The following is a 13522-nucleotide window of genomic DNA, read 5'->3' as shown; positions in this document are numbered from 1 at the left end:
TGTCGGTGAGGCACCGCGCTGGGGATGACAAGAGTAATCGCTGATATTGCCCCATCCGCGGGCGGCGGTCACCCCGCATTATCTGACGTCATCCGCTGGCATGAGGCACTTGGAAACCGGCACCAGGCAGAGGCGCGGATCGGCCATCCATGACAGTCCGAAGCCCGAATGAGTAAGGGCCATCGCCGCACCGGACGCCTCCTCTTGTCCGCAAAACCCGCGACGCGCCTCGCCACCCTTGCAATCAGCGGCTGCCCGCCTTCGCCGCCACGCACCCCATCAGGTGGCGAGCAACGGCCGCATCAATCCCTCCAGCCACTCGGCAAACACCTGGAAGCGACGGGAAAGATGCTGGCGGTGCGGGTAGAGCAGCGCCAGCGGCATCGGCTCGGCGCAATGGCCGGGCATGACCTCGACGAGGTCTCCGGCCTGCAGATGCGCCTTGACGTCATAGGCCGGGATCTGGATGAGGCCGAGATCCGCCAGGCAGCAGGCGATGCTGCCCTCGGCGCTGTTGACGGTAACGCGGCCGGCCATCGCCACGGTCCGTGTCTCGCCACCTTCGATCCACTCCCACTCCTCCACCCGGCCGGTTGAGGGCGACGCGTAGTTGACGGCGAAATGCCGGGCCAGGTCTTCCGGTTTTTCGGGCGTGCCATAGCGCGTGAGATAGCCGGGCTTGCGACATTGACGAGCTTGAGGTTACCGATCGGCCGGGCGATCAGGGCGGAATCACTGCGCGGCCCGACCCGCAGCGCGCAATCGACGCTTTCCTCGATCAGGTTCACCGCCCGGTCGGTCATGCCAAGGTCGACGTCGATACCGGGATATCGCTCGAGGAAGCTGGCGAGTTCAGGGCGACGATCAGCCGGCCGATCCGGCTCGGCAGCTCGACGCGCAGCCGGCCGGTCGGCCAGTCCTCTCCCTGGCGAAACAGGTTTTCCGTCTCGTCGACATCGGCGATCAGCCGCATGCAGCGCTCGTAGAAGGCCGCCCCATCCTGGGTCGGCGAAACCTTGCGGGTGGTGCGATGCAGGAGCCGCGTGCCCACCCGGGTTTCCAGCGCCTGCACCGCCGCCGACACCGACGAGCGCGGCATATCCAGCGTGTCGGCGGCGCGAGTGAAGCTGGCGCAGTCGACGACGCGTGTGAAAATGCGAAAAAGCTCGATCCGGTCCATGGTCAGCCGCTTATTGTTCGAGATTCCTGACAGGTTATGTCACGGACGGCGGCTTTATAACAGAGATGCCGACGATATGCTTCGGGTGGAAAGACGGCCGCAGCGGGCGGCCTTCAAGCACCGAAAAGGTTCTGGCCATGACCGATCACAGCATCAGAGGTAAATCCGTTCTCATCGCCGGCGGCGCGAAAAACCTCGGCGGTTTGTTGGCGCGCGATTTTGCCGAACAGGGCGCCCGCGCCGTCGCCATCCATTACAACAGCGCCGCAACTAAGGCCCCCTCCGAGGAGACCGTGGCTGCGATCAAGGCGGCTGGTGCCAATGCCTTCGCCTTCCAGGCCGACCTGACCGGCGCCAGCGCGGTGGAAAAGCTGTTTGCCGATGCCAAGGCCGCGCTCGGTGGCATCGATATCGCCGTCAACACGGTCGGCAAGGTGGTGAAGAAGCCGCTCGTCGACATCACCGAGGCCGAGTATGACGAGATGACCGCGGTCAATTCCAAGTCCGCCTTCTTCTTCCTGAAGGAAGCCGGCAAAAATGTCAGCGACAACGGCAAGGTCTGCACGCTGGTCACCTCGCTGCTCGGCGCCTTCACGCCGTTTTACGCCGCCTATGCCGGCACCAAGGCGCCAGTTGAACACTTCACCCGCGCCGCCGCCAAGGAATTCGGCGATCGCGGCATCTCGGTGACGGCGATCGGCCCGGGGCCGATGGATACGCCCTTCTTCTATCCTGCCGAAGGCGCCGATGCCGTTGCCTATCACAAGACTGCTTCCGCGCTGTCGAAGTTCTCGACCACAGGCCTTACCGATATCGAGGACATCGTGCCTTTCATCCGCTTCCTCGTCTCCGACGGCTGGTGGATGACCGGCCAGACCATCCTCGTCAATGGCGGCTACACCACGAAGTGACCGGCAAAGGGCGGTGCTGGCGCCGCCCGTCGACAGGACAGAAATTTCACAATAGCCTCATAAACGAGCCGCCCTGCTCCGCCGACGGAAGATCGACCGGAGCGGGCGGCCGTTCGACCTGCTGCGGCATCCAACGCCCCGGCGCTTCACGGATGGATTTCATGGCGTCTTTCCTGCCCACGTCGCCTCGCCTGCCTGCGCTGCTCGCCCTTCTCGTCATGCTCCTTCCGCCGCTCTACGCCCGGGCGCAGACGCCGCCGGCCCCCGTGACCGTCGTTCTCACCCATGGTCAGCCAAGCGAGGAGATCGAAAGCACGCTGCGGGCAGCAGCCGCTTCCGGCCGGCCGGTCACCGTCGAATGGCGCGATGCGCCGGACACCGCACCAAAGGCACCGATCGACGCCACCACAGCCGCCGCCACAACGCCTCAGCCCCAGTCGCCCGCGGCCGACGACGCGCTCGAGGGACTATCGGCTCGCTTCGTCAATGGCCTGCAGATGGGCCTGAATGGCACCTCGGCCATCGCTGCCGTCATGGGCGATGTCGCAGCCAGCGTGCGCGCCGAGGGACGGTCTATCCTTTCGGTCACCTCGGTGGCGCTGGCGGCCATTCTTGCCGGCCTCGCCGCCGCCGGCCTGCTCGGCTTTGTCTTCCACCGCCTCATCGGCAGCCATTTCGCCATCGTCGACGTGCTGCACCGCGTGCGCGCTTCGCTGGTGCGGCTGGGTCTCGACATCATCCATCTCGTCATCTTCGCAGGCGTCGCGCATGCGATGCTAAGGTTCTTCCTCACCGCCGGCACTGCCTCGCAAGAGCTGGCCCGCGCGCTGGTAACCGTCGCCGTCACCACGGCCGCCTATGCGGTCTGCGGCCGCTTTCTCTTCGCCCCGTCGCGGCCGCAGACGCGGTTGCTGCCCATCGCCCGGCCACGCTTCCATTTCGCCATGCTGGTTGCCTATGGCGCCATCGGTGCCGTCGTCGGCGCCAGCGTGCGCTTCGCCAACGAGCGTGCCCTGGAGCCCGCCGCCATCGAGGGCTGGTTTCTGATCGGCGTCACCGCGGTGACGTTCCTGAAGCTCTACTGGTTCATCGCCGGCCGCACCGATATCCGCAATCTCTTTGCCGGCGAAGCGCCCGGCGCCGTCCGCCGCGCCATCGCATTCGTCGTTCCCGAGTTCTATGCGCTGAGTGCGCTGACGCTCTGGCTCATGGGCTGCATCGTCGCCGGCAGCCCCAACAGCGCTCAGTGGAGCTTTGCCGGCGGCACGACGCAGGTCATCCTGCTCGGCCTTCCCATCCTCGCCTTCGGCATCCATTCGCTGGCGGGTGCGGCCGCCGATCGCCGGCGCACGCCCGCCTCCTCGCCGCTGCACCTGGCCATCGCCGGCAGCGTGCAGACCGCCCTTGCCGGCGCCGTGTGGCTGATCGGGCTGCATATCATCATCGTGCTGTGGAGGCCGATCATGATCCAGGGCGATACCACCGCCGCCGTCGACTGGATCGTCATTCTAGAGCGCGTCAGCCTTGCCGTCGTCGCCAGCTGGGTGATCTGCAGCTTCCTCTGGCGCAGTTTTGAGGCCTTTGCGCCCACCGCCCGCGTCTCCATGCCCGGCGAGACCGAGGAGGAGGCGCAGATCCATCAGACAAGCCGGCTTTCGACCATCCTGCCGCTGATCCGCAATCTCGTCTTCGGCGGTATCTTCGCCGTCACCAGCCTCGTCGTGCTTTCGGCGCTCGGCATTAACATCGCGCCGCTGCTTGCCGGCTTCGGCGTGCTTGGCCTGGCGCTTTCCTTCGGCTCGCAGACGCTGGTCAAGGATGTGGTATCCGGCATCTTCTTCATCGCCGACGACGCATTTCGCGTCGGCGAATATGTCGACACCGGCAAGCTCAAGGGAACGGTCGAGCGCATTTCGCTCCGCTCGCTGCGCCTGCGCCACCAGAACGGCCAGATCCACACCATTCCCTATGGCCAGCTTCAGGCCGTCACCAACTACAGCCGCGACTGGAGCACGGTGAAGTTCGAGCTGAAATTCGAGCGCGAGGACGATCCGGAAATAATCCGCAAGACCATCAAGAAGGTTGGCCTTGCCATGCTGGAGGACGAGGAGTTCGGGCCGGAGTTCCTGGTACCCTTGAAGATGCAGGGCATCCAGGACGTCACCGAAAACTCGCTGGTCGTGCGGCTGAAATTCACCGCCCGGCCGGGCAACCCCAGCATCCTGCAGCGCGAGGCGATGAAACGGCTGCTGCCCGCGCTGCGCGAGGCCGGCCTCAGCCTCGCCTCCAATGCCGTCACCGTGCGCTCCGGCCCCGGTGGCCTGAGCGATGCCGATGTGGCTGCGGCGAATGCGAGGCTGGCGAAAAAGCCGATCGATCCCGAAGCGGCCGCCGCCGAGACATAACGCTTGTCGCGCAAACGTGCGCAGCGACATGCTGCTAATACACGAGCTTGAAGCGCACCCTGGAAATCGCGGCGCGCCGTGCCACGGCATTTCCTGGCGGAAAACCGCTTCGCACTTTTCCTGGAGATGCTCTAGCCCGAAAGCCCACCCTGCCGCCGTGCAGTCTGCGGCGCATCGCGGCGATCACCGTCAAACAGCGGCCCACCCTGGCGCTCGAGCTCGTCCTGCGCCAGAGTCACCAGCACATCTGGCTGCGCCTCGCCAGCCAACCGGAAAGCGTCGTCGAAGCGCTGCGCCAGCGCGGGGTCAAGACGCTGGAGGAGCCGCGGCAGCCATTTGCCCTTGCCCGACCAGTGGCCGCGCCCGAGCAGCGCCAGGTCGCATAGCGGCTGGTGGAGGGCCGCGGCGATCGCCCGCATTTCCGCCGTCGGCCGCCTATCCCTGAGGTCGTCAAGCAGGTCGGTGATCTGGTAGCGAAGCATGTCCCGCCGCTCCGCCTTGAGCGGACCCGGCCCGCATGAAAGCCTGGCCTTTGCCTCGTTCTGGAGGGCCAGGCCGCGATCGATGTCCCGGCCGACAACTGTTCCGCCTGCGACCATGTCGAGCAGCACGGGATAGCCGCTGGCAAGATCCTGATCGACAAACCAGTTCAGCGTCTCGAAATCGTGGACGAAAGCCTCGACCGGAAATCCGCCGGCGATGAAGCTCTCGCGCCAGGCATTGCTCAAGTGTTCGTGCAGCACCACCAGATCGATATCGGAGGATGGCGTGCCCTCGCCGCGCAGGATCGAGCCGGCAACGATGGCAAACAGCGCGCCTGGATAGCGCTCGTTCAGGATCGTTTCGGCCGTGCGAACCGCCCGCACGCGCTGGGCGGCCGTGGCGTCGTTGTCGGGCAAACCCGCCTGACCGTCTCGTTCCGCGTCCATCATGCCCGTCTCGTCCATACGAAAAATCCCCCCGGGCGGCTGTCATCGCACGGGAGGATTTTCAAAGAAAGGCAGAAGGCTTCGATGCCGCCAGGAACCTGGCAGCGCGTGAGGCCGAGCCGTTACTGCAGCGTGCGGGTCGGCGCCTGGCCGGGCTGGCCGGGCTGGCCGGCGTTCGCCGCAGCACTTGCCGGGTCTGCCGCGTTGCGCTGGCTGTCGAGGCCGGTTGCCACCACCGACACGCGGAAGGTGCCGTCGAGCGTGCGGTCGAAGATCGAGCCGACGACGATGTCGGCCTCGTCATAGACTTCCTCGCGAATGCGGGTGGCCGCTTCGTCGACTTCGAACAACGTCATGTCCATGCCGCCGGAGATCGAGATCAGCACGCCCTTGGCGCCGCGCATCGACACTTCGTCGAGCAGCGGGTTGGCGATCGCCGCTTCCGCCGCCATCAGCGCGCGGCCCTCGCCGGTCGCCTCGCCGGTACCCATCATCGCCCGGCCCATGCCCTTCATGACGGATTTCACGTCGGCGAAGTCGAGGTTGATCAGGCCTTCCTTGACGATCAGGTCGGTGATGCAGCCGACGCCGGAATAGAGCACGCGGTCGGCGATCACGAAGGCATCGGCAAAGGTGGTCTTGGCGTCGGCGATGCGGAAGAGGTTCTGGTTGGGGATGACGATAACGGTGTCGGCCGCTTCGCGCAGGCGCTCGACACCCTCTTCAGCCATCTGCATGCGGCGCTTGCCTTCGAAGCTGAACGGCTTGGTGACGACGCCGACCGTCAGGATGCCGGCCTTGCGGGCTGCCGCCGCGATCACCGGCGCAGCACCGGTGCCGGTGCCGCCGCCCATGCCGGCGGTGACGAAACACATATGCGTGCCGCCGAGGTGATCCATGATCTCGTCGATCGATTCTTCCGCCGCCGCGCGCCCGACTTCCGGCAGCGAACCTGCACCAAGGCCCTCGGTCACATGCGCACCGAGCTGGATCAACCGCGACGCCTTCGACATCGCCAGTGCCTGGGCGTCCGTATTCGCCACGATGAAATCGACCCCCTGGAGCCCTTCGGTGATCATGTTGTTGATGGCATTGCCGCCGCCGCCGCCGACACCGATGACGGTGATCTTCGGGCGCATTTCGGTGATCGTGGGCTTCTTGAAATCGTTCATGGCTTTGTCTCCTAGGGCGAACGCCGCCAAAACAACGGATCGGGGCGAATCGGGCAGCTGTTATTTTAGGAATTGAAAAAAGCCACGGAGAAGGCAAGAGAAAAGGCTGATGCCACTTTCCACACATGATTTGTCATTTGCCGTTCGAGTGGGATTTCAGTCCTTCGCCCAGTTCGTCGTGGCGACCAAATTAATTCTTTTTATCAATGACTTGCTACATTTCCACATAGGCAACCGCCATTTGCCTCGGATCGAGCCGGCGCCACCCTCTTCTTGCTTCAATGGACCGAAACGGCGCGGCGCATCTCTTCCCACTCTATGTCGACAGGGCGGATCGGCCAATACAAGTGCCAATCGGGGGCAAACGTGAACTGCAAATTGGAGTGCGCCCCTGAGGGCGGACAGATAGGCCTGATGAATTGACCGGGCTTGCCGGGTTTCCGAAAGTGGAGCCCATGGCAAAACATCGCATTCACAGTATGGAATTCAAACGGCAGGTCGCGCAGGAGTTTGTCGCGGGCGAGACGCTGCATGGCCTGGCAAAGCGCCACGACGTGTCGCGCAACTTGATCCGGATTTGGGTGCGCAAGTATGAGGAAGGTGCGTTCGACGACGACGCTCAGGCCGCCGACCTTATCCAGGAATACGAGGCCCGGATTGCAGCGCTTGAACGCCTCGTTGGCAAACAGGCGCTGGAACTGGAGTTTCTAAAGGGGGCTCTGAAAAACGCACCGCGGCCGAGAAGCGGAGTTACATCCGCCATCACCGGCCCGCTGGTATCTCCGTCACCGAAGGATGCGAGCTGATGGGTATCGCACGCTCGACCTATTATGACAGCCCGGAAAAGCCGGTCGATGATACCTCTATCGTCGAGGCGATGTTTGCGATCTGCGATGAATTTGAATTCTACGGCTACCGTCGCGTTGGTGCCGCGCTACGCCAGCAGGGCTTGGTCATCAACCACAAGAAGATCAGACGGTTAATGCGTCAACACGATCTGCATCCGAAGATTCGCCGCAGGTTCGTCGCCACCACCGACAGCAATCATGATGGCCTGATCTTCCCGAACCTGGCGAAGGACATCGTGCCGACCGGCCCCAACCAGCTCTGGGTTTCCGACATCACTTACGTCGCGCTGCCAACCCGCTTCATCTATGTCGCGGTCATCCTCGATGCCTGGTCACGGTTAATCGTCGGTTACGCCGTCAGTCGGAGTATCGACGCGCGTCTGACGGTTGCAGCATTGAAGGCAGCGATAGAGCGTCGGCGGCCGCCATCGGGCTGCATACATCATTCCGACCGCGGTTCCCAATACGCAGCTCAGGTGTACCGGGATGCCCTGTCTGGCAGTGATCTCGTCGGCTCAATGGGCCGCAGGGGGAATCCTTATGACAATGCCAAGGCCGAAAGCTTCATGAAGACGCTGAAGGTCGAAGCGGTGTACCCAATGGCCTATGAAACTTTCGAAGAGGTGACCGAACACCTTCCCCACTTCATAGAGGAGGTTTACAACACACGCAGACTTCATTCAGCGCTCGGCTATCTAAGCCCGCAGCAGTTCGAGGATCAACACATCCGGCAGACTGGCAAAACAGCGGCCTGATCACTGTCCGCCCTCAGGGGCGCACTCCAAATGGCGGCCAGATTTGCCCCTCACCCCAGCCCTCTCCCCGCGTGCGGGGAGAGGGAGAACCGAGCGTGCGGCCCCCTCCAATTCTCCGCACGTCCAATTCCATCCCTCTTGCGGAATGCGTCTCGGCGGGTGCCGCAAAGTCCCTTCTCCCCGCCAGCGGGGAGAAGGTCCCGGCAGGGGGATGAGGGGCGGATCACCGCGATAACCCCGTCCCTCGACGGGCGGTCTAAGCCTCAAAGCTCGGCCGCGCCCGCACCCTTTCCAGCCAGCGCTGGACATTCCTGAGATCTCCCGGCACCTCCATGCCGAAGACGTCGCCAAGCCAGGCGCAGACGCCGGCGGTGATGTCCGCGATCGAGAACTTGTCGCCGGCAAGGAACGGCCGGCCATCGGCAAGCTCCCGGTCGAGCCAACCCCATTTCCTCGGCACCGCCTGCCGCTCGGTCTCGGCGAAGGCGGGAAACTGCCTCAGGCGGTCCTTGAAGAAAGCATCGGAATGCAGCGCGACATTGCCGATGGTGCCAAAAATCACCAGCTCGGCCCGCCGGTTCCACATTTCCACTTTGGCACCGCTGACGGCGTCGCTGCCGAAAAGCTGCGGTTCGCGGTGCGTCTCCTCGAGATAGCGGCAGATGGCGACGCTCTCGGTGATGACGGTGCCGTCATCCAGTTCCAGCACCGGGATCTGGCCAAGCGAATTGAGCGCGAGGAACTCGGGCCCCCTGTGCTCCGCCTTGGCGAAATCGACGTCCACCATCGGCAATTCGATGCCCTTCTCCGCCATGAAGATACGCACCCGGTACGAATTCGGTCCCATGCCCTGATAAAGTTTCATCGCTTCCTCCCATCGGCTCGCACGGCATGATTGCCGCCCCGTCGTGATGCAGCCACTATGCCATACCAGTTGTTTTTAGCAACCAGTTTTATTTAACTATATAGTTTATTTCGAGCCGCGGTTGCGCAAGCCGACTGCGTCAAAGTCGCCAGGCGCAAAGGTAACCCGACTTGAACACCGCCGGGCTCCGTGGACTGCTGCTGCAAACAGGAGCCGCGCATGCAGATCAGAGCCCTGGCCCTTTCGGCTGTCGCGCTTCTCGGCGCCGGCGCTTCCCATGCCGCCCTTGCGCCGAACTATCAGCGCGCCAACGAACTGACCGCGATCATCAGCGCCGTTGCCGCAGCAGTGCCGAAATATCCGATCGACAAGATCATCAGCCAGGGGCGCGACCGCTATACGGTGGTCGCCGGCAAATGCACCGTCATCGCCCACATCGTCGGCCTGCCGGCAGAGCCGGGGCTGGTCGGACCAAGACAGTTCAAGGTGGAGCTCGACAGACCGCGTTGCGATTGATGTTTCTGCCTGCCTGTCGACCCGGCGCAGATGCTGCCGACCGTCGGTCGCGATCGGCGCTTATCCTATGCCCTCAAAGCCGCCAGCTGCTGGCAATCGCGAAGGTCGCTTTCTGTCCAACAGGAATGGCCGTGCCGCCATAGGCCTTCAGTGCCTGCCCGTCCGGCAGCGCCAGCGTCAGCGCAAAGCGTTCGCCCTCGTAGACGCAAGCCTTGACCTCGAGCGCGATGCCGTCGGCGGTGAGCCGCACATGCTCGGGCCGCACCAGCACGTCGCGACGAAGGCCGCTGTCGGTGGAGCCGATCGCCTGGCGGAGCATCGGCCACTCCAGCGCCCTCGGCGCGCCCTCTGGTAGTGGTAGCCTGAGGATCGAGCCGCGGCCGATCAGCCCGCCGACAACACTGCCTTCCGGGCGGGTATAGATTTCCGCCGGCGGCGCCAGTTGCACCAGCCGCCCCTCCGACATCACGGCAACATCGGTCGCCAGCGCCATCGCTTCCGACTGGTCGTGCGTCACATAGACCATCGTTGCGCCGGAGCGCTCATGGAAGATGCGGAAGGTCTCCTCCATCGATTTACGCAGGTGCTGGTCGAGATTGGCGAGCGGCTCGTCGAGCAGCACCACATCGGGCGACGTCACCAGGCAGCGCGCCAGCGCCACCCGCTGCCGCTGTCCGCCGGAAAGGGCCGCAGGTCGGCGCTCGGCATAATCGGTGAGTTTTACCAGCGCCAGCGCCTCGCCGACGCGGCTGCGCCAGGTCTCGCCGGAAATGCCGCGCACCTTCAGGGGATAGCCGACATTTTCCGCCACGGTCATATGCGGCCAGAGCGCATAGGACTGGAACACCATCGCCATGTTGCGCTTTTCCGGCGGCAGCGCCCGCGAGGCATCCGATAGCCGGCGCTCGCCATAGTCGATCGAGCCGTCGGTCGGCTGCTCGAAGCCGGCGATCATGCGCAGCACCGTGGTCTTGCCGCAGCCAGATGGCCCAAGCAGCGCCAGAAACCCGCCTTCGCGCACCGTCAGCGACACGTCGGAGACGGCAGGACGACCGCCGCCGAAATCCTTGGTCAGGTGATTGAGGATCAGTTGCGCCACGGCAGCACGCCTTCCGGTAGATAGTTTGCAAGGGCCTCGAGCGCCGCCATCAGTACCATCACCATGATGACGACCAGCACCGAGAGCGCCGACGCCAGATCGGATGAGCCGCTGTCGTCGAGGTTGAAGATCGCCACCCCCAGCGTCTGCGTACCCGCCGACCACAGCAGGGCTGAAACCGTCAGCTCATTGGCGGCTATCAGAAAGACGAGGATGATCGAAGCGCCCGCCGCCGGCGCCACCAGCGGCAGGATGACGTCGCGCATGCGTCGGAAGAAACCGGCGCCCGACAGCCGCGCCGCCTCCTCCAGCGATGGGTCCATCTGCAGGAAGGCGCTCATAACCGGCTTCAGGCTGACGGCAAGGAACGAGGAGAAATACGCAATCAGGATGATCCAGATGGTGCCGTAGAGCGATACCTTGAGGATCGGCAGCGGCGCTGCAAAGGTGAGGATGAAAGCAACCGCCAAAACAATGCCGGGCAGCGCATAGGGAATCTCGATCAGGATGCCGATCGTGCTTGAAAGCGCACCCTTGCGCCGGTTCATGAGATAGGCGGCCGGCACCGCGACGACGAGCAGCCCGAGCGCCGCCGTGCTCGCCAGGAACAGCGAATTGCCAAAGGCGCTCAGCGTCATCGTCTGGCGAAAGAGAATTTCTTCATAGGCGCGCAGCGAGACGGTCTGAAGGTTGAGCGGCACGCCATAGGCCGGAACCAGCGAGCTGGCGATCAGCGCCGCCAGCGGCGCTACCAACACCAGAAACAGGATCGCCGAAAGCGCCAGTTCGACAGCCACACGAAAGCGCCCGAGCGAAAAGGCGGCGCTGGCGCCGGAAAGGCCGATGATGCGGTAGTCCCTGCCCGCCAGCGCGCGCTGTTGAAGGATCAGCCCGGCGGCCGCGATCACAGCGATCAGGCTGGAGAGCAGCGCGATCTCGCCGAAGGTGCCGGTGCCGAAGCTCGCGAGCCGCGTGTAGATCAGCGTCGGCAGCACCGAAATCCCGGCGGGAATGCCGAGGATCGCCGGAATGCCGAAATTGCCGACGCCGGAGACGAAGGCGATTGCGGCACCGGCGATCAGCCCGGGGGCGGCCAGTGGCGCAACGATATCGAGAAGGACGCGAAACGGCGACGCGCCGGAAAGTCTTGCCGCCTCCACCCCGTCGCGCGGCGACGCAGCCAGCCCCGCCTTCAGCGCCAGGAACACCAGCGGCGCGTGCTGCACCCCGAGAAGCAGAGAGATGCCAAACAGCGAATAGAGCGGCTGCGGGCTGCCGAGCGGCGGTGCGATCCCCAGCGTTTTCAGGAGCGGGCTTGCCGGCCCGGTCATCTCCACCCAGGCAAGGGCCGTCACCTGCGGCGGGATCATCATCGGCAACATGAAGGCAAAACTCAAAAACAGTTTGCCCCTGACATCGGTGAGCGCCACGGCAAAGGCAAAGAGCGCGCCGATCACAAGCGAGATCAGCATGCCGCCTGTCGCCGTCACCAGAGTGTTGCGGATGGCCGCATAGGTCGCAGGCTCGGTCAAGACAGCGATGGAATTGCCATTGATCACTCCCGCAAAGCCGGCTTTGGCGAGGCTGATGAGCGGCAGCGCGCAGAGGAAGAAAAGGCAGGCGAGCACGAAGGGCACCAGCCAGCGCGGCTCGCCGGCGGGCGAAGCACCCGGTCTCGCGCGACCCGACCCTGGCTCGCTTGACCTCACCCGCCCCGGACGCTGCAGCCCCGCAATGGGAAAGCGCAGCCAGCGGTGCCGGCTGCGCATGGTTTCACCCTGTTCGGACATTCAGGCGATCAGTTCGTACCGAAGATGCCGGAGAAGGTCTTGAGGTCGGCGTCGGAATTCTTCACGGCCGAAGCAGCATTGATCGGCAGAACCTTGATCGTCTCGCGCGCCGGATAACCTTCGGGCAGCGCCACGCCGTTGCGTGCCGGGATATAGCCCATCTTCACCGCCGTCTTCTGGCCCTCCACCGAGATCAGGAAGTCGACGAATTTTTTGGCGGCGTCAGGGTTCTTGGCGGTCTTCAGGATGCCGACCGGCTCGGTGACGGCGGAAACGCCCTCGGCCGGGAAGACGAACTCGACCGGCGCGCCCTTGGCCTTCTCGCGGATCGCCATGAAGTCGACGATCATGCCGTAGGCCTTCTCGCCGGTGGCGACCGCCTTCAGCACGCCGCCATTGCCGCCGGCAGCCGTGGCACCGTTTTCGGCCAGCGCCTTGTAATAATCCCAGCCGAGGCCGTCGATGCCGGCAAGCGTCTGGGCGTGGATGAGGGCCGCACCCGAGGTCAGCGGGCTCGGCATCGTCACCAGGCCTTTGGCGTCGGCCTTCGCCAGATCCTGCCAACCCTGAGGCTTCGTCGAGGCCGAGGTGTTGTAGATGATGCCGGTGGTGATCATCTTGGTGGAGTAATAGGCGCCGTCGGCGTCATAGAGCGCCGCGTCGTAGTTGGCCGCTTCCGGCGACTTGTAGGCGAGCAGCTGGCCGGCTTCCTTCAGGCGCTGCATCGTCACGGTGTCGGCGATCAGAAGCACGTCGGCAACCGGGTTGCCGGCCTCGATCTCGGCCATCAGCTTGGCCATCAGCTTCGTCGTGCCTTCGCGCACCCACTCCACCTCGACACTGGGATTGGCCGCCTTGAAGGCGTCGACCGTCGCCTGCGCATCCTCGTTCGGCTGGCTGGTGTAAAGCACCAGGCTCTCGGCAAAGGCGGCGGTGGAAAGCAGCGAAGCGACAAGCGCGCCGGCAACGACGGAAACAAACGATTTCATCGGCATATCCTCGGTTCAAGATGGCGCCGAGCCTTAGAGCCGGTGTTTTACAGGGGTGTGACA

11 protein-coding genes and 1 pseudogene are annotated in these 13522 nt (G+C 64.3%); 5 read left to right on the top strand and 7 right to left on the bottom strand.

Going from position 1 to position 13522, the window contains the following annotated elements:
* Nucleotides 1-279 precede the first annotated feature (279 nt).
* Nucleotides 280-1180, bottom strand: a pseudogene (locus tag ASD52_RS01715) (LysR family transcriptional regulator).
* A gap of 137 nt (nt 1181-1317) precedes the next feature.
* Here ASD52_RS01715 and ASD52_RS01710 point away from each other — a divergent pair.
* Nucleotides 1318-2091, top strand: a complete 774-nt coding sequence (locus ASD52_RS01710; protein ID WP_057206216.1) for an SDR family oxidoreductase — start codon at nt 1318-1320, stop codon at nt 2089-2091.
* 161 nt (nt 2092-2252) lie between these two features.
* Nucleotides 2253-4496: a mechanosensitive ion channel family protein gene (locus ASD52_RS01705; protein WP_025427520.1), complete on the top strand. Its 2244-nt coding sequence runs from the start codon at nt 2253-2255 to the stop codon at nt 4494-4496.
* Between the two features lie 131 nt (nt 4497-4627).
* Here ASD52_RS01705 and ASD52_RS01700 read toward each other — a convergent pair whose 3' ends face one another.
* Together ASD52_RS01700 and ftsZ are read right to left on the bottom strand one after the other, a co-directional pair.
* Nucleotides 4628-5443 (bottom strand): nucleotidyltransferase domain-containing protein, encoded by an 816-nt coding sequence (locus tag ASD52_RS01700; protein WP_234907742.1) that lies wholly within the window; start codon nt 5441-5443, stop codon nt 4628-4630.
* Between the two features lie 104 nt (nt 5444-5547).
* Nucleotides 5548-6597 (bottom strand): cell division protein FtsZ, encoded by a 1050-nt coding sequence (ftsZ, locus tag ASD52_RS01695; RefSeq protein ID WP_025427522.1) that lies wholly within the window; start codon nt 6595-6597, stop codon nt 5548-5550.
* Nucleotides 6598-7052: 455 nt separating this feature from the next.
* Here ftsZ and ASD52_RS01690 point away from each other — a divergent pair, with 455 nt between their 5' ends.
* On the top strand, nt 7053-7403 hold the full coding sequence (locus tag ASD52_RS01690) for a transposase (RefSeq protein ID WP_057222718.1): 351 nt from the start codon (nt 7053-7055) through the stop codon (nt 7401-7403).
* On the top strand, nt 7352-8200 hold the full coding sequence (locus ASD52_RS01685) for an IS3 family transposase (protein WP_156612851.1): 849 nt from the start codon (nt 7352-7354) through the stop codon (nt 8198-8200). Before ASD52_RS01690 ends, ASD52_RS01685 begins: the two co-directional genes overlap by 52 nt.
* 256 nt (nt 8201-8456) lie before the next feature.
* Here the strand turns inward: ASD52_RS01685 and ASD52_RS01680 are convergent, their stop codons facing one another.
* Nucleotides 8457-9065, bottom strand: a complete 609-nt coding sequence (locus ASD52_RS01680; RefSeq protein WP_057206215.1) for a glutathione S-transferase family protein — start codon at nt 9063-9065, stop codon at nt 8457-8459.
* 219 nt (nt 9066-9284) lie between these two features.
* Between ASD52_RS01680 and ASD52_RS01675 the strand changes: the two genes are divergently transcribed.
* On the top strand, nt 9285-9581 hold the full coding sequence (locus tag ASD52_RS01675; protein WP_025427525.1) for a hypothetical protein: 297 nt from the start codon (nt 9285-9287) through the stop codon (nt 9579-9581).
* A 73-nt stretch (nt 9582-9654) separates the two neighbouring features.
* Here ASD52_RS01675 and ASD52_RS01670 read toward each other — a convergent pair whose 3' ends face one another.
* Genes ASD52_RS01670 through ASD52_RS01660 form a run of 3 tightly spaced genes read right to left on the bottom strand, consistent with a single transcriptional unit; the run spans nt 9655 to nt 13459 of the window.
* Complete coding sequence (locus tag ASD52_RS01670) at nt 9655-10680, bottom strand: ABC transporter ATP-binding protein (RefSeq protein ID WP_025427526.1); 1026 nt, start codon at nt 10678-10680, stop codon at nt 9655-9657.
* Entirely contained in the window at nt 10668-12470 is a 1803-nt protein-coding gene (locus ASD52_RS01665; RefSeq protein ID WP_244497401.1) for an iron ABC transporter permease, read from the bottom strand. Before ASD52_RS01665 ends, ASD52_RS01670 begins: the two co-directional genes overlap by 13 nt.
* 8 nt (nt 12471-12478) lie before the next feature.
* Entirely contained in the window at nt 12479-13459 is a 981-nt protein-coding gene (locus tag ASD52_RS01660) for an ABC transporter substrate-binding protein (RefSeq protein WP_025427528.1), read from the bottom strand.
* Nucleotides 13460-13522: the final 63 nt, after the last annotated feature.

Source organism: Ensifer sp. Root142 (assembly GCF_001426785.1).
Classification (GTDB): Bacteria; Pseudomonadota; Alphaproteobacteria; order Rhizobiales; family Rhizobiaceae; genus Ensifer; species Ensifer canadensis.
Note: the sequence above shows the minus strand (reverse complement) of the source record. Positions and strands in the feature narration are given on the sequence as shown.

What these genes read in the sequence shown, in the direction of transcription:
- ASD52_RS01710 (WP_057206216.1), top strand. Translation starts at nt 1,318, where the DNA reads ATGACCGATCACAGCATCAGAGGTAAATCCGTTCTCATCGCCGGCGGC.
- ASD52_RS01705 (WP_025427520.1), top strand. Translation starts at nt 2,253, where the DNA reads ATGGCGTCTTTCCTGCCCACGTCGCCTCGCCTGCCTGCGCTGCTCGCC.
- ASD52_RS01700 (WP_234907742.1), bottom strand. Translation starts at nt 5,443, where the DNA reads ATGGACGAGACGGGCATGATGGACGCGGAACGAGACGGTCAGGCGGGT.
- ftsZ (WP_025427522.1), bottom strand. Translation starts at nt 6,597, where the DNA reads ATGAACGATTTCAAGAAGCCCACGATCACCGAAATGCGCCCGAAGATC.
- ASD52_RS01690 (WP_057222718.1), top strand. Translation starts at nt 7,053, where the DNA reads ATGGCAAAACATCGCATTCACAGTATGGAATTCAAACGGCAGGTCGCG.
- ASD52_RS01680 (WP_057206215.1), bottom strand. Translation starts at nt 9,065, where the DNA reads ATGAAACTTTATCAGGGCATGGGACCGAATTCGTACCGGGTGCGTATC.
- ASD52_RS01675 (WP_025427525.1), top strand. Translation starts at nt 9,285, where the DNA reads ATGCAGATCAGAGCCCTGGCCCTTTCGGCTGTCGCGCTTCTCGGCGCC.
- ASD52_RS01665 (WP_244497401.1), bottom strand. Translation starts at nt 12,470, where the DNA reads ATGTCCGAACAGGGTGAAACCATGCGCAGCCGGCACCGCTGGCTGCGC.
- ASD52_RS01660 (WP_025427528.1), bottom strand. Translation starts at nt 13,459, where the DNA reads ATGAAATCGTTTGTTTCCGTCGTTGCCGGCGCGCTTGTCGCTTCGCTG.